This is a genomic window from Phytohabitans rumicis, from assembly GCF_011764445.1.
GTDB classification, from domain to species: domain Bacteria; phylum Actinomycetota; class Actinomycetes; order Mycobacteriales; family Micromonosporaceae; genus Phytohabitans; species Phytohabitans rumicis.
This window is the reverse complement of sequence record NZ_BLPG01000001.1, coordinates 7,231,928-7,251,018: the sequence shown is the minus strand read 5'-3', so window position 1 is coordinate 7,251,018 and position 19,091 is coordinate 7,231,928. Positions and strand designations below refer to the sequence as shown.

Below are 19,091 nucleotides of genomic sequence, written 5' to 3'. Positions count from 1 at the left end.
GTCCGGTGCGGCCGGGTCGACCTCCGGCAAGTCAACCAACGAACCCGACCTCTGACCCGTTGTTGTGGAAAGGTGCAGGCGTTGGCCGAGGTGCGCGGCCGTCGAGCTGCCGAGGCAACGCGAAAGGCCAGGCGGAGCAGAGGCCCGACCCACCTAGCATGTACCGCGCCGCCGGCAAACGCCCCGATGCGGGAGGACGGCAAAGGGAACCTGCCGGGTGAGATGCTCGGGTGGCAAGCAGGGCAGCAGTTGGAGGAGGAACGGAACGATGCAGTTGGAGGTACAGCCGGCGTCGTTCGAGCTGGAGACCCGGCCCGACGTGGTCGGGTACACCTCGCTTCTTGTCGCTCGCGAGGAACACCGCCTGCTGTCCCTGATGGATGCCGACGATCCGGACGACCCGGCTCGTAGGCGGTATGAGGCTCAGGTGGGGCTCTACCTGAGCCAGTTGGAATCGGCGGTCTACGACCGGACCGACAAGCTGCTTGGACTGCGCAAGATCGCGCCGTTACAGGTGTCGGTGCGCAACCTCGGCGAGCTCCTGGTCCAGGGCGCGCGGGTGACGATTCAGCTCTACGCTTACGGCCAGCGACAGCTCCTTCGAGCGGATCTTGATGAGGCCCTGCTGACCGAGATCCCGATCCCGCCGGCGCCTGCTGGAAAGGCGCGGGTCGAGACTGCCGATGAGCAACGCGCGGCGTTACGCGCGCGAGAACGGCGGGCGCGGCGGCGAATCGAACTTTCAGAGCAGATCAGGCTGTCGCCGCACTCGTTCCACCACGGACTGCGTAATGTCGTTGAGCCGGACACCGCCATTACGTCCACGGAGGGCGGCCACTGCATCGAGCTGGTCTATCCGGAGTTCGATCTCCGTCCTGGGCAAGTCCTGCAACTGCCGGATGTCGCGCTCGATCTCCTCGAGCCAGTGGACGCGACATGCGAGGCCACCTGGACAGTGACTGCCCGCAACCGTGGCGGCGTCCTCACCGGCCGGTTTGAGTTGTTCACTGTCGCCGACCCGTACGCGCTTGCTCGCACATGGCCGGCGGAGGGTCTTGCGCCCCACAGCGTCGCCGCAGGTCACGCACGAATTGCCGACGTGTGCGCCGTCGGCGGTAGACGGCCGGCGTGCGCGATACTCGATGACGTGAATCCCTTGCTCCTTGCCGCGGCCGGCGAGCTGCCGTCGACCAAGCTTCGACGGCGCCTCCGCGACGCGGTTGAGGAGATCGCTGCACTCGATGATGACACCTTCGACGACGATCCCCAGGCTGTCATCGAGCGGCTGGTCGCGAGGTACCGCGTACCCGTCACGGCCTACTGCAGCGATCCCATGGTGGTGGAGCCGCCTCGCGAGTACCGAAAGCAGGCACGCGATGTTCCCCATCCCACTCGGATGGTTACCAGGACCATGCGGGACTACATGGTCGCCGTCAACTTCGACGGCGACGCCGGCATCGTTCGAGCGTCGCTCGCTACCTGTCACCACGAACCGCGCTGGCAGGTGCAAGGCAGCCAAATTCGAGCTGTGTTCACGGTCGACGCCACCGTGCCGGCGCCGGAACTCGAGCGCTGGATCCGCGAGCGGGCCGCCGACGCCACCACGCACCTGGCGAACACGCAGGCGGACCTCGACCGCTATCACAAGGAGCTGAACGGCCTAATGGAGGACATGGTCCCCAAGATGGCGGCCGTCCGCCTCGCCGGCCAACGGCAGCGCGAGGACCTGAACCTCCGATTCCTCGATCCGCCCGAGGAGGAGCAGAGCCCGGAGTCTCGGACCGAGCCCGAGCGGACCGCCGACCGCCCCTCCACCGATGTCGACCTGGACCTGCTACAGCCGCCGATACCGACCGGCGAAAACGCGGTCCAGTTCGTGGTCACCGGCGGCCAAAACACGATCACCGTAACGTCGCAGCACACAGCCAACGGCACCAACATCTCGAACGGCACCGCCGGACCGGTAACCGCGTCCGGCGCGCTGGGCACCGCCGTAGGTAGCCAAAGCGCTAGCGGCGCGCATTCCAGCATGGGTGGCGCCCAGACCACGCACGGCGATCACGCCACCGTCACCGGACAGCATGCGAGCGGTCCACAGCCGGCGGACGGGCGTAGCTGGTGGGCGAGGCTACGCAAGCGTGGCGTCATCGTCGCCTTCAGCACCGTCGTCGCCGCCGCGGTCGCCGTCTTCACCTGGACCGAGTGGACACCCTGGAAGTAAGGCGCCGTCGTACCCGGCCTGAACCTGATCTGGATTGCCTCCAGCGATTCTTGTCCCTGACATTTGTAGTGCTGCGGTGATCTCCTACGGCCTCCTAGATCGCGCTCGCTCTCCTGGAGTAGTGGCGAGCACAGCTATGGCCGATTGGTGCCTCTCTTCCGACGGGCGGTCGTACTCGCTGCCGCCGGCGGATCGTGTCACCTGGTGAGTCCGCCGGATGGGGGCACGCTTCGAGAGGGTGGTCAGCCCGGCATTTGTTAGGACGACGGCGCTTCCTTGGCCGGCTGTTTCGTGGAGTCCGTGCCTGATGCTGGTCGACGATCGACGCCAGAGCAGGGTCGCTGCCGTAATCGTCCCATGGGCGTCCTGCCAGCAAAGGGGTTGCCTAGGGTGCGGTTGCCATTGATGAGCATCGGCGAGGTCAGGGCTAAGACATAGCCAGGTGGCCGCGTTGGTATGCAGGGCAAGCGAGGTGGTCCAGACCAGCAAGGGCTTGCCCGCCCAACTTGTCCAATGTTTGGGTCCGGACCTGTTAGCGGACGGGCGCACGCCGTCGGCGAGCAGCCAGTCCCTGGTCTGAATCATGCGAATTGTCGGTGCCGGGTTAGGGGCAGAACGATGCCCGAGGACCGCGCCGGGGGTGATTCTTGTACATGGTCGAAGGTGGTGGACAGGAGATACCGCTCTGCGAAGGCACCCCTGTCACCAACGACGAACTCGTGGTCAGCCCCGATAACGGCGGCGATCGGACCGATGCCGATGGTTGCGAGTTGATCTAGCAGGCCCGATGTCAGTGTGAGGCGGTTTGTCGGGTCATTGTCCGTGGCCGTTGTATCGATGCCGGCTAAACCCGCCTCGTATTGCGCGAGTCTTTCGTTGGTTTCGCTGAGCCATTGCTCCGCTGGGATCCAGTCGCGCAGGATGGGGACGGGGATCCAGGACGGCGTGGCGGTGAAGGGCTGAGCAACCAGGTCGATATCGACTAGTTCGAGGGCGGCGGCAAGGCCCGGCGCGTCCGGCTGGATCTGTCGTGCGGCGACCAGTTCGCTGACGATCCGGCCGAAGGCCGCCCTGACAGCTTGCGCCCAGGCGGGAACGAGCATTCCGTTGATCGATGTGCCTTTGGCGGCCCGTTGAAGGGCACGGTCGTCTGGAATGTGCCGTTGGGCATGGTCTGTCAGCCAGGAGAGCCTGTGCAGCAGCGTTTCAGGGTCGAGATCCGCGTGAAGGGCTATTTCCTGGATCTTCTCGGCGTATGGGCCCATGTCGAGGTCAGGCTCGCGCATATGGGGCGATCGCGGCAGTGTCAGCCGGTAGGCGGCGGGCAGGGGCAGTGTTGGGGTCTCGGTGAGGTCGATGGGAGATGCGCGCCGCAGGCTATCGGCGACGAGCCAGGATCGGCTTCCCGGGCACGGGATACATGAGACCAGTGGTTCCCGGCGGCCCGATGTTACTGCGGCCGAGGCTATAGCGCGGGCGGCCATCTCGCGTACGGCGTCGCCTCCGATTCCCACACTTTCAGTTGGCTCGTCGGCTTCGGACGTGGTCGATGGTGGTGCGCCGTCGCTGCATCCTGCGGTTAGCGGGGCACGAGTGCAGGCTCATGGTCTTGGCTGGCCAGCAGCCCTGCCGCTAGAGTCGCAGCCTGGTTGGCGAACGAATCTCTTTGCGTCAGTGCCCAGGCCAAGGCGGCGCATGCGGCCTCTCGAACGACCCAGGCTGGGTGGTCCAAATCGATGACAAGCATCTCCACGAGCGCCTGTCCAGCTTGGATGGAAAGCGGTACGTCGCCCTGGTCGCAGTGCGGGAGCGGAGGATCGGTGTCCTGCTTCGCCATGGTTACCGCGTCAGCCTGGTTTGCCCACCAGGCGGCGTGAATTGGTCCGTCGAGGAGCGGCCGTTGGCTTTCAACGACGCCTGTGCGCATCACGTTCAGGTATTGGCGGACCTGGTTCCAGACGGCGTCGGCCGGCAGGTCGGGGGCGATGACGGGCAGGATGTCGTCGAGCTGCAACATCAGGTTGCCGGGCCAGTAGTCGGCAGATGTCAGTAGTTGAGCCAGGTCGCGCATGGCTTCCTTGCGAGCGCTCAAGCCCTCGTAGGACGCCAAGGCTTGCCATGCCCTCCGGCGGGTTCCGTGCCGGTGGTGGGCGTCCCACCACTCGGGTTCCGTCTTGCCGAGAGCGACTCGCGCGATGGCCGCCGCATCATCGCGATCCTCGATACTCTCCAACTGCTCTGCGATGGCGACGAGGATTTGTGCCTCATCGTGGGCACGGTCGAACGCGAGGACAAGTTCGTCGAGTTGCTGCCGGTTGGCGCGAGCGATGAGAGGCTGAAGTATGGGTAGCCAGGAGAAGGTGTCGGTTTCGGCCTGCCGTGACCGCCATGACAGTGCGGTTTCTAGGTCTGAGATCGCCTCGTGGACGGCCTCAGGGGTGCTTGTCGATCCGTCAGCGTGTTTGAAGAGGCCGTACTCGCTGGTTCCCCAGTTCCGGGATGAGTTTCGGCTCGTGGGTCGTTGGTAGGCATCCTCGTCGGCTTCGTCTCGTTGGCTTGTGGGAGTGGCTGGAAGGTGGAGGGCACGGCGCCAGTCCCGGCGTGTGTTGGCGAGCACATGGACGTCAACCGCGCGTGTGAGTTGTTCTGTGAGGGTCGTGGCGACCGGGGTCGGGAGTCGTGTCATGAGGTCGCGTATCGGCTGGAGCACACTGGTTGGAGCGGACGGGCATAGTGGTGCCAGGACCGCGGCGATAACGGAGCACAGCAGGGTGGCGGCGTGGTGAGCCTCGATGTCGTCAGGGTTACGAACGACGGCGTTGAGGATGTTGGCGGCGATCCCGGCAGCCAACGCCTCGTGGGCTGCGGTGAGCGATAGGGATCCTTCCCGTAGTTGCCATGCAGCTAGCCGCACGGCGTGGCGTGGGGCAGCGCGAGCCACTGCTTGTAGCAAGAGTTCAGCGGCGGCTTCGGCACTGCCGTCGGTGGCATCGGTCAGGGCGGCGATCAGCGGGGCGACATCGACGGCTTCGGCGAGCAGAGCCTCGGGTCGGTTCTGGGTGGCGCGCACGAGCCACTGGACCCAAACTTCGAGCTGAACATCCTTTCGCCAGTGCGGGCTGAACGACTCGGGCATGACACGTGCTAGTAGCGCTCGGCCGGTATCGGTTTCCCCTGCCTGCAGGTGCGCTGCTGCCTGTGTCACGAGGAGGTCCACGCGTTCGTAGGCGCCCGACGTCTGCTGAAGCTCGGCGTCGGCGTCCGCGATCGCGTCGTCCAGCCATGCAATCCGTACGCCACGTCGCAGGATATGCAGTCCGAGGCGCTGCGGTCGTCGAGAGTTGAGGGCGCCCTCAGCTGCTGCGCCGGCCGGTCTGCTGCGCGGCGACGAGCCTCCATCGGGCTCTGCGATCTTCTCTCCGACGTAGCGGAGCAGTTCTGCCGAGCCACGGGTCGCCACGTCGATGACCATCTGCATCAAGGTCATATTTGCGGCGCGTGCACTGGCCAGGGAGAGACGGTCGGGGACGCTTGGCATAGTGGCGAGCGCGCGGCTAGCGAGGCCACGTAGCGTTGCGATGGGTAGATCGCCGAGGATGACGGCTGCCTGTAGAACAGCGAGGTTCGTCACCGCCTTGTTGAGCTGCGCGGCGTGGCTGATGGCCGCCCTGTCGTGGTGCGCGGCCGCTCCGGGATCGATCTTTGCACCTGCTGGCTGATTGGCTGGCGGCTGCCGTAGCGTCGGCGCGGCTGCAATCAGTAGGTCCTCGGTGGTTGTCTGCCCGACGGATCGAGCTGTGAGTCCGGCGACGATGAGGTGGCTAGTGCGGACGCGCAGTGCGGCGCCGAGGACGGCTGATTGGTGCTCTGTGCTCGATAGGTCTCCGCTGGTGATCGAGGCAGGCGTGTCGAGCCGCTCCAGCTGATTGGTGCCGAATGTGAACGCGGCAGCGGCCACGGAGGTCTTGCGCTGCATGTCAGTCGCGTCCGTTGGGGTGGGTGCTGGTCTGCTGTCGGGTGTGGTTCTGGCCAACGGGCGCGTTGCCTTGGCGGCAATCTGCAACGCGATCCAGGCGGCCTCGCCGGCGTTCTTCTGGCCCATCGCGGCGAGCGCGCGCTGTTCGGCATCGTTTCCACCGGTGGACGGTGTGGCTAGGTTCTGAAGGGTTTGGAGTGCCTCCTCCCATTGACCGGCCTTCGCCCGGACCCTCGCCGTTTGGATGCTCGTATCCGCTACGGCGTCGTAGGCTGATTCGATCAGCTCGTCTCCCCACGTCCGCTCGTCTGCGTCCTGAGCGGGGATAGCTGCCAGCAATGTGGATGCACCGGCGTGGAGCTTCGCCGTCAGATCTTCGGCGTCCACCAACCTTCCGGTCCGGAGCAGCTCGGAGACGGCGCAGCGCGCGAAGTAGGCGGCGTGCCCGCCCAGAGCGAACGCAGCATGATGCCTGTAGCTTTCTGTTGTCGCGGTGAAGCGCGACAGGGCGCGCTCAGACATCCGTCGCAGGATGGTGTGGAGCACCGATAGAGGACGGAAGCGAACGGTACCCTGCGCCCAAGCCGACAACATCTCCCATCGTTCGGTGCCACCGACTGACCCGAGTTCATGGATGTCCGCGGCGTCGAACAACAGGCGTCCGGCGGGATGCGCGAGATCATCGAGCTTGACGGCGGCGGTCAGGGCATGCCGGATCGGGATGCGCAGCGTCGCGCTAGGAAGGGCGTACGCGAGGGCCGCGTTCAGATCGCCGGCGTCGATCCACGTACCAGTCAGGTCGACCGACTCCAGTACCTGCTCGCGTGACTGAAGTTCGGCCTGGATGAGCATGAGCCCAACGAGCGCTGCAGCGTCGCTCTCCTCGGCTGCGAGGCGCATGGCGGTCCGAATGTCCTCGGTAAGGACGGCAGGTGAGGTGCCGGCAAGGAATCTGGCGCGGAGTCGGTCGGGTGTCGCCAAAGCAAGCGCACGCTGTTGCTGGCCAGCTTGTGCGCAGTGGAAGAACTCCTCGCCGTTCTCCCGCGATCCTTCCTCAGCCGCTGCGCACTCATCCGCCAGGAGCGCGTGGTGCTGCGCGTCGGCGTCGGGGTCCGGTTCACCGAGCAGATCGACGCTGGTCGCCTCCAGTACGAATTGCCTGAACGAGTCGTGGAAGAACATCCACGAGTGGCGGTCAAGGACGCGGAACAGGTGCTTGAGCCGAACGAGGCTACGCAGCGCCGAGGAGTCCGCCCACATCTGCACCCACCGCATGTTGATCGGCGACCGGAGTCGGGCAAGGTCTCCCAGAAGTGTTTGGAGAGCGTCGCTGTCTGGCAGGTCGGCCAGGTAGGCGGCGTAGTCGTCAGCGACACTGCCGGAGTAGCGGACGCAGCGGTCCAAGGCACAGTCAACGGCACTGGCGGGAATCCGGACACAGTCGGCCACGGACGCCTCGGCACCGAGGGCATGCTCCTCAATGAGGTCGACAAGTGAGTTGGTGACGTAGGCCAAGGCGAGTGGGTGTCCGCCTACAAGTTGCACCACACGGGCGATCTGCCTGTTGGTCAACGCCAACTCCGGGACCGCCTCCGCGAGCCGATGGCATGCGCCCTCTACTGCGGCCGACGTCAGTCGGTGAGCTGCCAGGTCGACAGTACGGTGGGTGTTGTCTTTGGTGGCCCCGCCGAGATGATTTTGGATCTTGGCGTTCAGCGGTGAGAGTGTCTGAGAGCCCATCACGATCACGACACCGTCCGGGACAGCTTCCGGCGTCGGGAGTTCGTCGAGCAAGGGCTGGCTCACGCGCGCGCGGGCGACATGATCGAGACCGTCCACGATCAGCAGGGTGCGGCGGCCGGTCTCCGCGAACTCCGCGCTGGCGGCACTCAGCAGGTCCCGGAATCGGAGCCGTAACTCGTTCAGGTCACGCTCCGGTAGGCTCTTCCGAACCTTGAGTTGTGACGCTTCCATCTGCACGACGACGTCGTGAAGGAAATCGGTCGCCGAGACGCGGCCGGCGGCAGCCGCATCACCAGGCAGGAAGGCCAGGTAGGTCACCACACGGTCGGCGAGTCCTGGCGTGGCATGGGCCAGCAGAGTCGACTTGCCGCTCCCTGGCGGCCCCAGAACACACAGATACCCGCTTGGCGCCAACTCAAGCGCTGTGGCCAGCGCCTGCTCAGCCTCAACCAAAGGGGTGTATCGGTCGAGGTCGATCGGGAAGCGATGCAGGTGCCGCGGGCGGCCGCGAGAGCCGAACCCTGCCAGTGCTGCCACATCCTCAGGCGTCAGCACGACGGCCTGACCTGGCTCGCCGTCCTGCACCCGGCGGTGCAGCACCGCCGCGAGATGACCAATGTCCTCGGAACGCTGCTCAGGCGGCAGTCGGTCCGGGTGCGCTGGCATCGCGGAGGCGGTTTCGGTGTCGATGCGAAGCGCAGCTAGGAAAGGCTCGACCTCGCTTTCCTGCATTCCGATCTGTTCGCGGATCCACTCCAGGATCGGGTTCCACGCCGGATCAACGTCTTGGAGCCGCCCACCCGAAGCTAGCGGCTGCAGGACGGATTCAACGAAAGCGGCCGTATGTTGGCGGGATGGAGCTGGGAACACGGCTCCCCTGACCGCCTTCACCGCTGCCGTTAGCGGCCGATCACGGCGGGAGAGCGCGCCGGGCGTCACAAGGTGGACAGCCACCTCGTTGCCGCCGTGGCGGGCACTCAGTTTCCGCCAGCCGTCGAGAAGCTCCGCCAGCAGCGATGGTTTCGGCTCACCCTTCCTTGTCTTTCCGGCGGCCAGCAGTCCCGCCAATGTCAGGTTTCCTGCCGCAGACTTGTACTGGTAGCCATGGACCTCTGGCCCGGCGCTGGCGGTGACTGGCGCCAAGACGAGGACGCAGTCATCGACCGCTCCCACTTCGGGATCGACAAGCCTAAGGGTGAAATGGCGACGCTCTCGGTACAGGTCATAGGCGGTGGCGGCGACATGGTCGTACTGGTACCCGTAGCCACGGACGGCATCCTGCTCACCGCTCGCCTTCGCGCGCCCCAAGCGCCCTCCTCTCACAAACCGTGCCCGGAACCAGCAGGACCTCAGTATGCGCTGGGCGACCGACATGACCACGGACCGGCACACCTGGGCGTACTGGCCGGGACCTCGTAACCGACGACGAATACGGTCGGAGGTAAGCCCTACCATCGCCTGGCGCCGATGGCCGCCAGGCTGGCTACGCGTGTGGGCCACGACGATCTTCCACTGTCCGTAGATAGATAGACCTCACCACAGCGTTCGTGCTCGGCTCAGGCGACACACAATGTCGCATCGGCGCCTACGCTCACGCAGGCCGGGGCGGTACCTACGAATGTTGGATCGCCGCTGGTTAGCCGCGTTCCCAGGTTGTACGGGCCCTCGGGGATTGGAACGACACGGTGGCATACGCCATGCGTGTTACTGGGCCGGCGCGCGCCAGGATGTAGGGGTGCGTCCCCGATCGCGGCAGGCGGTCGGTCGGCTCGCCGAAGCCGGGTAGGCAGCCCTGGTCCCCAGTCCTCTACCGTCACTCAGGCACGGCGTGCGCCACGACGTTGGGGGCGGTGCGGTCCACCGCTGTGCGGTTGCGGTCAGGTGCGGATCCCGAGGTCTTCGAGGCTGGTCGCGAGTGGATGTGGTTGGCCGGTCAGCGCGGCCAGGGCGGTGGCGACGGCTTGTAGGTCGGCTTTGATGTATGTGGTGGTGGCTGGGCCGGTCTTGTCGGTGTGTCCGGCGTAGGCGCGGGCGATGCCGTAGCCGAAGTTGCGCTCCACCCAGGTCAGTGTGGTGTGCCGCAGCCAGTGGGTGGAGATGCCTTGAGCGGCGACCCAGGGCAGCCGATCGCCGATCCGTTCCCACAGGTGGTCGTAGCGCCGCGAGGTCAGCGGACGGCCGTCGCGGTAGCGCAGCAACTGATCCGCGGGCGCTACGGCGCCGCGGTGGTGGGCGTGGTCGACCAAGTGGGCGGCCAGGTCGAGGCTGATCGGCTGCCAGCGCAGCGTCTCGCCCTTCTCGCGTATCCGCACGAGTCCGTGATCGGGGTCGAGGTCCATTCGGCGAAGGGCGAGCGCGCCGCCGCGTCGGCAGGCGGTCTCGGTGTGCAGGCGCAGCAGCAGCGCGTCGAGTATGGCGTCGTTACCGCTGGTCCGGGCCGCGTCGTTGATCTCGACTAGTTCCCGGGGTGTCAACGCGCGGCGGGTGTTGGGTAGCCGGCGCGGTTTGCCGATCTGATGCGCCGGGCTCGCCGAGGCGACGATCAGCCCGTCGGCGATCGCCCGCAGGAAGAACGCCCGCGCGGCCGCGATCACGTGCTCGCCGGCGTGCCGGCCACCGCGACCGTTGCGCCGCGCCACTGCCCTGGCGACCGCTTCGCGCTGCAGCGCCTCGATGTCGGTTGCGGAGATCGCGTCCAGCCGTCGATCACCCCACAGCGCCGCCATCCGCATCCAGTAGTTGCCGTAGGTGCGCCCGGCAGATCCGGCCGCGGCGATCACCTGCGGCAGGTACTCCGCGACCGTGGGCATCTCGACCCCGACACTCTCGGCGGCCTGCAGGTCGGCGACGGTCACGCCCAACTCTGCGAGCAACCTTCGCGCCTGCGCGACCCGCTCCGGTTCAGCCATCGTCGTGGCGCTCCGGCTGGCGACCGTAGTGCCCGGCCAACAGACGAGCGACCAGCACCGGAGGGTGCACGATCAACAGATCCTGTGCAGGCACCGCGACCAGCACGACCCGTGCCTGCATGTCGAGTCCGGCCAGTATCCGCGCGGAGACCGGCAGGGTCAGTTCGCCGCGGCTGCCCACCGCCTGCCGGCCCGCCGCGCAGGAGGCGATCACCACCGCGTCGACGCCGACGCGCAGATCGACGCGATGCCCCGGCGCCCACGCCAGCACTCGCAACAGGAAGCGCGAGCAGAACCGCCCAGAGGCGTCCAGGCGCACCGCGTCGAGTAGAAAAGGCCCAGACCAGGCGTCGGCCGGCAACCGGAGTCTGGGCAGAGCTGGCACCTCAACCGGCACCGGTGGAACGCCGTGTGGGCGGAGGAATCAACGCCCCGATCAGCCGCTCAGGGCGAGCGCCGGCCGACTGCGCGGACGAGCCCATGCCACTCATCGTCGACTGGGCCAGGGACGCGAACTCGGGAAAAGGGCAAGATCAGACCGTTCGACGGACCCGGGCCCCTCGATCAGCATCTGCAGCAGGTGCGCTTGGTCGGTGTCCGATAGTCCCCGCCAACCGGCCGAACGTCCGCTTACCGCGGGATTCCACCGAAACCGGTGTCCGAGGGGCCCCACGCGTAGCATTTGTGCACCAAACGGGTGCACATGCCACGACACTAACAGGCCCGCGACGCACACGGATACGGGTCGGGTGATCAGGTCTGTGGTCCTCGAATGTGTCAGGGTTGGCGTCAGGCTCCGGCGCAGCCGGCCGCTGTGCCTGCCGTGAAGGGACGGCCGCAGGCTGTCCACGCACTCGGCAAGTCCTCGCGTGTGGTGCGCGGTCCTGGTTGGTGGAGGAGAACCCCAACGCATCACGCTGAGGGCTGTCCAGGGCCACGTCGCAGGTCCGGTAGGGATCGATGGCGGGGGTGCTTCGGGACCGAAACACGTGCGGATGATCCATTGACCCGCCGCCGCTGACGGTGCTGGTGAACATGCAACTATGTGCTGAAGACGTACGCCGCGTGGATCAGGTACGACGCTGAGTGAGGTGCAGCAATGCCGAAGAAGCGCACCGAGCGACAACGCCAGGAGGCCGAACGGCAGGCCCGAGGCCACCAGCGCCGGCTGGTGGCCCGCGAGGCCGCGGACCGGGAGGCGCATGCCCAGTTGGTTGTGCAGCGCTCCGGCGACCCTCGGTATGCCCAGCGGATCCGCCAGCCCGACGGACAGACGGTGCTGACCTGGGGCGAGGCAGACGCGCCGCGGATGCGGGAGGCTCTCGCCGCACAATTGGCCGCGTTCCAAGAGAAGTTTGGTCGCGAGCCCGGGCCTACCGATCCGCTGTTCTTTGACCCGGACGCCGATGAGCCCATGCCGATGGGCCAGCGGCAGTGGGATGAGGGATTGGCAAGGGTGGCGGAGGCCGCAGAGGCTGCTGGTGTCGACGCCGCCTACATCCATGCGTGGCGCGAGGTTGGCTACATGGTCACCGACGTCAATCAGCACCTGTTCTCTGCGGCCGAGGTCAAGACGTACCTGGATGCGGTTGCCCGCTACCAGGACGGGGACCTCGGCGAGGACGTCGAGTTGTCTGCACAGTGGGGAGACGCGGCGGCGCGGACGCCCGACATGTTGCGGGCGCTGGTAGCCGAGACGATCGCCACGGGTGGGGCGGAAGCCGCGTGGGGGCTCGCGGATGTCCTCGATGAGGCCGACAACGCCGAGGTGGCAGGGCTCGCGGCCACTACGGCGGTGAGCGTGATGTTGGCGTGGCTTGCTGCGGCACGTGAGCGAGTCCCCGCGACTGCCGCCGCAGCGGCGGTGACATGGGTCGGTGATCACCTCGGTTCGGACGAGGCGGATCAGGCGCTGGTGCTCGCCAGCGTGCTTGGTCACCCATCGGCGCCGCCGCTGACCGTGGAGCAGGCGTTTGACCGGCTCGGCGATGCAACACTGCCCGCCCTGGTCTGGCTGACGGCAGGCCTGGTCGCCGCGGCCGCCGGCGGCAATCCGGCTTGGCTCACGCAGTTCGACCCGGACCTGGACTGACGGTCGAGAATCCGACGCCCGCCGAGCGCCACGACGGAACTTGCCCGTGTGTGAACCATCCATTCCGAGGTCCGGTCAGCGGCATCGTTGTTGACCATGCGGCGTGCCGGTGCGTGGAGTTGCGTATACGTCGGCGCCTCACCGAAGCATGCGACAAGCAACTGGGAGCCGGCCGTATAGACGAGACGGGCGGCAGTACGGTGCCGAACTCGGCTGCGCCGAGGATGGCATCGTGGCGGGTCGTGTTGTCCTGGATGGTTCCGGGCGGCGTGCACGTCACGCCGGGCGACCAGCCGCTTCGGGAAGCGTGGCGGCGTGAGCGATGATGAGTCGGTGCGTGCTGTCGAGGTCTGGCTGCTGGGTGGCCCGGTCGACGGCCGCATCCAACTGGTCGAATTGGATACGACAGGTAGCCTGCCCGTCACCGTGGTCCTGCCGCAAACGGGCTCCTACCTCGGCACCGTTGACGGACCGGCGCACCGGGTCGACCACGTCTACAGGCGTACGGACGACATTGATGGGCTACCGGTCTACCAATACGAGTCGGGCCGGCAGTCTGCGTAGAGCTCGGCTCTCCCGGGCCCCGCATGGCCCAATCTGCGGAAGCGACGTGGCGCGTGGCCGAGGAGGAGGTTCGAGGATTCGGAGCGACCCGAGCGGCCCCGGGGTGTGCTTCCAGAGCCCGAGCGGGCGCAGGGCCAGACGGTTGGCCTGGCCCTGCGCGATGCTCAGGTTTGCGGTTGCTGAGCGTCTCCACAGTCTATTGGCTCCACCTCGCCAAGGTCGTTGCTGAGGCTGATCAGAGCCGCATACGTCGCTGAGCGGGCTCCTCGATGCGATCCCCACGGCAGGGCGTTGCGGGCGGCAGCAGCGAGTCTGGCGAGCTGTGCGGTGTGCGGGCTCTCAGCACGGCGGGACGCCAGACGCGAGCGGATGCGGCTCATTTGTAAGGGCGGCGACCGCGTTGGCCACCTCGTATAGATCGGCGCGGACGTAGGTCGACGTCGTACCAGCGTCGGTTCTTCCGTCGTGCCCGGCGAACGCTCGCGCGATCGCGTAGCCGAAGTGCCGTTCTACCCAGGTGAGGGTCGTGTGCCGCAGCCAGTGTGTACTGATCTGTTGGATGGCGACCCATGGCAGGGCCTGCCCAAGCCTGCGCCACAGGTAGTCGTACCGGCGTCGGGTGAGTGGTCTGCCGTTGCGGTACCGGAGGAGCGGACCGTTTGGATCGCCGGTCCCGCGCTCGTCGTAGTGCAGCAGCAGGGCGCGCATCAGCGTTGGTGAGACTGGCTGCCAGCGCACGGTCTCCCCCTTTTCTCGGAGCTGGATGAGGCATTGTTCCGCATCCAGGTCGCACCGGCGCAGCGCGAGCGCCCCTCCTCTTCGGCAGGCCGTCTCGGTGTGTAGTCGAAGCAGAAGAGCGTCCAGGTTCGGGTCGTTGCCGGTGGTGGCTGCCACTTCGTTAATCCTCGCGAGATGGCCATCTGGTAGGGCGCGGCGGGTGCTGGCCAGGCGGCGGGGTTTGGCGACCTTCGCCGCTGGGTTGGCATTTTCGGCGATAAGGCCGTCGATGACGGCGTACCGGTAGAGGCACCGCAGCGCCCCGACGAGGTGCTCGGCGGCGGTCCGGCCGCCACGGGCATTGCGCCGGGGAACGATCTGGCCGCGGATTTGCTCGCTCAACTGCTTCACCTCCAGCGGCGTGACCTCGTCGAGGTGCCGGTCTCCCCAGACGTTCCGGATGCGCCGCCAGTAGGTGTCGTATACGCGGCGCGTTCCATCGGTCACGGCTTGCGAGACCCGATTGATGTATTCGTCGAACGTCGGCATGCGCGTCGCAGCAGTGGTCTCGCTGAGCAGGTGCTGCGGTGTGACGCCGAGCCGGGCGAGCAGCGCGCGGATGGCCGCGATGTCGGCTGCGGACGGCGAGGGCTCAGGGCCGAGGGTCATGGCGACGCCTCACCCAGCAGGCCCAGGTGATAGGCCTGCATCATTTCGTCGAGGACCGGCATCGTGAGCACGATGAGCAGTCCGCGACCCCGGTAGGCTGCCATGAGCAGACGATCACCAGCGTCGATTCGTGATGTACGGCGTATGTCGGGACAAAGTCTTAGGTGGCCTTGCGACGTGACCGACTCCGGTCCGGCTGCCTGCGGAAAGACGATCACGGTCCCCGAGGTGGCGGACACGCGTATCGGCATTCCTGCCGGCCAGCGTAGGACCCGAAGCGGCGACCGGTCGGCCAGCCGCCCCCGCGAGTCGATCGTCGTGACGACGTAGTGCGCTTGGCTGCTGCTCTTGGAAGAGTCCAAGCGGGCTATCGGCAGTCCACGGATCGGCGCCGGGATCGGCTCGGAAGTTGCCGGTGAGTCGGCGGCGAGCCTGGCCAGGTGGGTCTCGGGACTTGCGTGTGGCGGGTTCGTTTGGGCGTACGTCTCCCCCGTGGCGAGTCGGTCCGCGTCAACACGCGTCGTGTGCGAGACCGACCCGAGATCCGGTTGTGTGGGCCTGCTCATCGGGGCTCCGGCGCAGACTGTTGGTGCGGTGATAGCCGTTCGATGGCGATGTCGTGGTAGTCGGCCTTGATGTCAATGCCCCAGTACTGCCGCCCCTGCCGGAGCGCGGCCACGCCAGTGGTGGCGGCGCCGCTGAACGGGTCTAGCACCAAGCCTTCGGGTGGGCAGCCGGCGGCGACGGCCCGGTCCGGCAGGTCCAGCGGGTAAACAGCGAAATGGGCGCCGCGGTAGGGTCGGGTCGGGATGCTCCATACCGAGCCGGGGTTGCGCCCGCCCGGGTGGGCGGTGGTGTGTTGCGTGCCAGTTGCCAGGAGATTCCGGCGCGAGCCGGGGCTGCGGTGCACGCCTGGGTCGGTGGTGTACTTCGGGTGGGCGCCGTGGGCGGTGGCGCCCCGTCGGCGGGCGGTGGCGCCGATCCCGCCGGTGTGGCCCTTGTTGCGGCCGCCGATGATCCGGGTGCCGTCCAGGGCGTCGGGACGGGCCAGCGGGACCCGGATGGCGTCCAGGTTGAAGTAGTAGAAGCGGCTTTTGGCCAGCAGGAACACGTACTCGTGGGAACAGGATGGCCGGTCGCGTACGGATTCGGGGGTGGCGTTGGGTTTGTGCCATACGATGGCCTGCCGTAGGTACCACAGCCGGGTGTCCTGCAGCGCGAACGCGACTCGCCATGGGATTCCGATCAAGTTTTTGGCGGGTAGCAGGTCTTGGGTGCGGGGCCGGATCAGGCCGGGGCGGGTAGTGGCGGCGCCGCGGTAGCCGTTGTAGGTGCCGCTGCGGGGCGCGCCGCCGGAGTTGAGGCTGTAGGAGTCGCCGAGGACCAGCCACACGGTGCCGTGGTCGCGTAGGACGCGGTGGACTTCGGTGAAGACCCGGACCATTGTGTCCACATAGGTCTGTGGGGTGGGTTCGAGGCCGTACTGGCCGGGCACGTCGTAGTTGCGTAGCCCGTAGTAGGGCGGTGAGGTGACGACGGTGTCGACGGACGCGGTGGGCAGCGCGGTCAGGACGCGGTGGGCGTCGCCGAGGTAGAGGGTGACGGGGCCGTCGCGGTGGTAGAGGAAACGGTCGGCGGGTTCGGGCGCGGCCAGCGCGGTGCGGGTCATGATCGCCTCCGCCTGGCATCAGCGGCCGTCTGGTCGCCATTGCGGCTGTCGGTGAGGCGGGCTTGCCAGTCGGGGGTGGTGACCTGCCAGCGGGTGCGGGCGACCTGGTCGGCACCATGGCTGGTGCGGGGGCGGGCAGGTCGGTCCCAGCCGCTGCTGGCGGGGATGTCGGCGACGGCCCGCCATCCGGCGGCGCGCAGGCTGGTGCCGGGCTCGTCGTGGCGGGTGTAGGTGATCATCCGCTGGTAGCCCATGCTCCGGGCGACCCGCCAGGCCGCGGCCAGCAGCGTGGAGCAGGTGTCGCGGGAGCCGTCGGTGGCCAGTCGGGTGACTTCGGCGGTGAGGCCGTCGTCGTGGTGGCGGGCGATCGGCCGGCCGACCATCGCGACGCCCACCAGCTCTCCCGTCGGGGCGGCCAGGCCGATGGAGTATTTGTGGCCTTGTGGTGGTCCGAGGTGCCGGTGATGGGTGCGGATGAACGCGCATGCCTGCCGGTAGTTGATCGGGCGGATCCTGGGCCGCAACCCGCGACGGACACGGTCAGTGACGCGACGGGCGCCATGGCGGGTCATCGCGGGGCCCCGTCCACGTGGCCGGCGGCCACCCGGATACCGCAGCGCACGACACCGGTCTTGGTCGCCCGCCGCTCGCGGACTGCTCGCCACGGACCGGAGGCGGTGTCGCTTTGGCAGGCCGGCCGGGTCGCGACATTCTGGCCGTCCGGTCGCGACCGGTCTGGCCTCCTGGCGAGTGCGCCGCGACACGCCGGATCGACACAGCGGCGCACCCGGGGTGACGACAGCCGGCCGGCGCCGGTATTCGCGGCGGGATGTTCGTCGTCTGGCCGGCGACGTGGTCTGTGCCCGGGCTGAGGTGGTCGAAGGGTCTGTGGGGACAGGCCCTGGCTGGCATGCAGTTTCAGTGTGGGGGTCAGGAGGTTATGCATCGGTGCCTACTGGTACGACGAAGACCAGTAGGTCTTGGTAGTGGCCGCCGGTCTGGGCGGCGTCGTGGTGGAGGGCGGCGACCTCGTCGGGGGTGGTGTGGTAGGTGAACTGGTCGGTGGCGAGCGGCACCGTGACGGCGACGATGTGATGCAGTCGGCGCAGCTGCGCACGACGGGCGGCGGCGAGCAGGGTGCGGGCGTCATCGGTGTAGCGCCGGTCTGGTGTTGTTGTGGCGCGGCTTACGAGCAGGCACCCGTCGGGGGCCAGGAGCCCGCGACAGGTGGTGAGCACGTCCACCAGATTTCGGCTCAGCTCGTCCTGCTGGTGGGGCCAGCGCAGGGCGACCAGCCCGGCCGGCCGCCGGACATGCGCCGGGCCGGTCAGCCGGGTCGGCGAGGTGACCGGTACGTAGCTGCGACCCATTGCCTGAGTCGCCGAGCGCAGTGTCGGGTCGTCGTTGAGGTCGACGACCACAGCGCCGGGCGTGGTGTAGGTGCGCACCAGCAGTCGCGCCAGCCGGGCGGCGGGGTCGCTGCCAGCCTCGTGGCCGGTCGCGAATCGCCAGACGATGATCGTGACCGGGCCATCGCTGTCGCTGATGGTGAAGGCGTCGGCGGCGACGAGGCCGTCGGTGGGCCGGCCGACTGCGGCAGCCAGCTCGGCGAGGAGTTCGGGGTCGGTAGGTGCGTCGGGGACGTTCGGAGGTCCAGTCATACGCGGGTGTCGCTCCCGCGCCGGCCGGCCGTGTTCACATCCTTACAAGGCCCAACAGAGGCGTCCGTTGGCGCTGTGGGACAGGATCCGCCACCCAACAGCACCCAACGCCCCTGCCGAACGCCACCAACACCAAGTCGGCCGACAGCCTTCACTGCGGGCGCGTTGCCGGACGCCGACCGTGGACCGTTGTCGAGATCTGCGGGCTGTGCTACTCGGTCGCCGAACGGTCGTCCACAACGCGGATGGTGGTCAGGGTCAGCCACTGGTGCTGCTGCATCAGCTGCAGGTAGCGGCCCTCGTCCCCGCCGGCCTGCCGCCACAGTTCTTCCGGCGTGGGCCTTGGCAGCCGCGGCGTTGCGTCATCCGCCGGGAACCGAGCGTTCAACGCGTGGTCGACGTGGTCAGCGTCGAGCAGAAACGGTGCGGCCGCCTCGACCACCGCTCGCCCCAGTCGGCTCACGTCGAGGCCTACGCCGGCGGCGAACTCCTGGTTGATAAGGGCTGCGGCGTGGTCGGCAGCTGCCGAGCGTAGGTCGTCTGCGAGGCTCATACCGCAAGCCTTCACGCCGCTACCGCGTGGTGGAAGCCGCCCAACGCTGTGGTGTGGCCGGCCCTGTTGTGCCCGGTTGGGCGCAGGCACTGGTGGGACGCGGCGCTCCCGAGCATCATGTTGGCCGGTATCGAGTTTCATCGAACAAACACCTGCCGCGCGGTGGCGATGACCTGCGCCATCACGGGAGAACCTGTCTCCGACAAGGTTTCTGGGCGCTCCGCACTGCCGTTGCCGTCGCGGCCTCGTCGGCACCGCTGCTGAGCTGGGCCAACAGCCTGTCATCGCGGCGTCCTCGGCTCTACGCCCAGGTGGGC

At 67.5% G+C, this 19,091-nt stretch carries 12 protein-coding genes; 3 read left to right on the top strand and 9 right to left on the bottom strand.

Annotated elements, in window-relative coordinates:
* The first annotated feature begins 268 nt into the window (after nt 1-268).
* On the top strand, nt 269-2,221 hold the full coding sequence (locus Prum_RS33075) for a hypothetical protein (RefSeq protein ID WP_173080015.1): 1,953 nt from the start codon (nt 269-271) through the stop codon (nt 2,219-2,221).
* A 581-nt stretch (nt 2,222-2,802) separates the two neighbouring features.
* On the opposite strand, the gene Prum_RS33070 is transcribed toward Prum_RS33075, so the two are convergent.
* From Prum_RS33070 to Prum_RS33055, 4 genes are all read right to left on the bottom strand, one after another.
* Nucleotides 2,803-3,507 carry a hypothetical protein gene (locus tag Prum_RS33070; RefSeq protein WP_173080014.1) on the bottom strand — a complete coding sequence of 235 codons (705 nt, stop codon included), beginning with the start codon at nt 3,505-3,507 and terminating at the stop codon, nt 2,803-2,805.
* 293 nt (nt 3,508-3,800) lie between these two features.
* A complete protein-coding gene (locus tag Prum_RS33065) occupies nt 3,801-9,248 on the bottom strand; it encodes an ATP-binding protein (protein ID WP_173080013.1) in 5,448 nt (1,815 codons plus the stop codon).
* A 569-nt stretch (nt 9,249-9,817) separates the two neighbouring features.
* Nucleotides 9,818-10,849 carry a tyrosine-type recombinase/integrase gene (locus Prum_RS33060; protein ID WP_173080012.1) on the bottom strand — a complete coding sequence of 344 codons (1,032 nt, stop codon included), beginning with the start codon at nt 10,847-10,849 and terminating at the stop codon, nt 9,818-9,820.
* On the bottom strand, nt 10,842-11,168 hold the full coding sequence (locus Prum_RS33055; RefSeq protein ID WP_173080011.1) for a hypothetical protein: 327 nt from the start codon (nt 11,166-11,168) through the stop codon (nt 10,842-10,844). Before Prum_RS33055 ends, Prum_RS33060 begins: the two co-directional genes overlap by 8 nt.
* A gap of 780 nt (nt 11,169-11,948) precedes the next feature.
* Here Prum_RS33055 and Prum_RS33050 point away from each other — a divergent pair.
* Complete coding sequence (locus tag Prum_RS33050) at nt 11,949-12,941, top strand: hypothetical protein (RefSeq protein WP_173080010.1); 993 nt, start codon at nt 11,949-11,951, stop codon at nt 12,939-12,941.
* Nucleotides 12,942-13,256: 315 nt separating this feature from the next.
* A complete protein-coding gene (locus Prum_RS33045) occupies nt 13,257-13,505 on the top strand; it encodes a DUF8847 domain-containing protein (RefSeq protein WP_173080009.1) in 249 nt (82 codons plus the stop codon).
* Between the two features lie 339 nt (nt 13,506-13,844).
* Here the strand turns inward: Prum_RS33045 and Prum_RS33040 are convergent, their stop codons facing one another.
* From Prum_RS33040 to Prum_RS33020, 5 genes are all read right to left on the bottom strand, one after another.
* The gene (locus Prum_RS33040) at nt 13,845-14,891 is read right to left on the bottom strand and encodes a tyrosine-type recombinase/integrase (RefSeq protein ID WP_173080008.1); all 1,047 of its coding nucleotides are present in this window, start codon (nt 14,889-14,891) and stop codon (nt 13,845-13,847) included.
* Nucleotides 14,892-15,453: 562 nt separating this feature from the next.
* Nucleotides 15,454-16,560, bottom strand: a complete 1,107-nt coding sequence (locus tag Prum_RS33035; protein ID WP_173080007.1) for a DNA-methyltransferase — start codon at nt 16,558-16,560, stop codon at nt 15,454-15,456.
* Nucleotides 16,557-17,084, bottom strand: coding sequence for an XF1762 family protein (locus Prum_RS33030; RefSeq protein ID WP_218577438.1), 528 nt, complete (start codon nt 17,082-17,084; stop codon nt 16,557-16,559). The genes Prum_RS33035 and Prum_RS33030 overlap by 4 nt, the downstream gene beginning before the upstream one ends.
* 414 nt (nt 17,085-17,498) lie before the next feature.
* Nucleotides 17,499-18,221, bottom strand: a complete 723-nt coding sequence (locus tag Prum_RS33025) for a hypothetical protein (RefSeq protein ID WP_173080006.1) — start codon at nt 18,219-18,221, stop codon at nt 17,499-17,501.
* 211 nt (nt 18,222-18,432) lie between these two features.
* Entirely contained in the window at nt 18,433-18,774 is a 342-nt protein-coding gene (locus Prum_RS33020; protein ID WP_173080005.1) for a hypothetical protein, read from the bottom strand.
* Nucleotides 18,775-19,091: the final 317 nt, after the last annotated feature.

What these genes read in the sequence shown, in the direction of transcription:
- Prum_RS33025 (WP_173080006.1), bottom strand. Translation starts at nt 18,221, where the DNA reads ATGACTGGACCTCCGAACGTCCCCGACGCACCTACCGACCCCGAACTC.
- Prum_RS33070 (WP_173080014.1), bottom strand. Translation starts at nt 3,507, where the DNA reads ATGCGCGAGCCTGACCTCGACATGGGCCCATACGCCGAGAAGATCCAG.
- Prum_RS33020 (WP_173080005.1), bottom strand. Translation starts at nt 18,774, where the DNA reads ATGAGCCTCGCAGACGACCTACGCTCGGCAGCTGCCGACCACGCCGCA.
- Prum_RS33060 (WP_173080012.1), bottom strand. Translation starts at nt 10,849, where the DNA reads ATGGCTGAACCGGAGCGGGTCGCGCAGGCGCGAAGGTTGCTCGCAGAG.
- Prum_RS33075 (WP_173080015.1), top strand. Translation starts at nt 269, where the DNA reads ATGCAGTTGGAGGTACAGCCGGCGTCGTTCGAGCTGGAGACCCGGCCC.
- Prum_RS33040 (WP_173080008.1), bottom strand. Translation starts at nt 14,891, where the DNA reads ATGACCCTCGGCCCTGAGCCCTCGCCGTCCGCAGCCGACATCGCGGCC.
- Prum_RS33050 (WP_173080010.1), top strand. Translation starts at nt 11,949, where the DNA reads ATGCCGAAGAAGCGCACCGAGCGACAACGCCAGGAGGCCGAACGGCAG.
- Prum_RS33035 (WP_173080007.1), bottom strand. Translation starts at nt 16,560, where the DNA reads ATGACCCGCACCGCGCTGGCCGCGCCCGAACCCGCCGACCGTTTCCTC.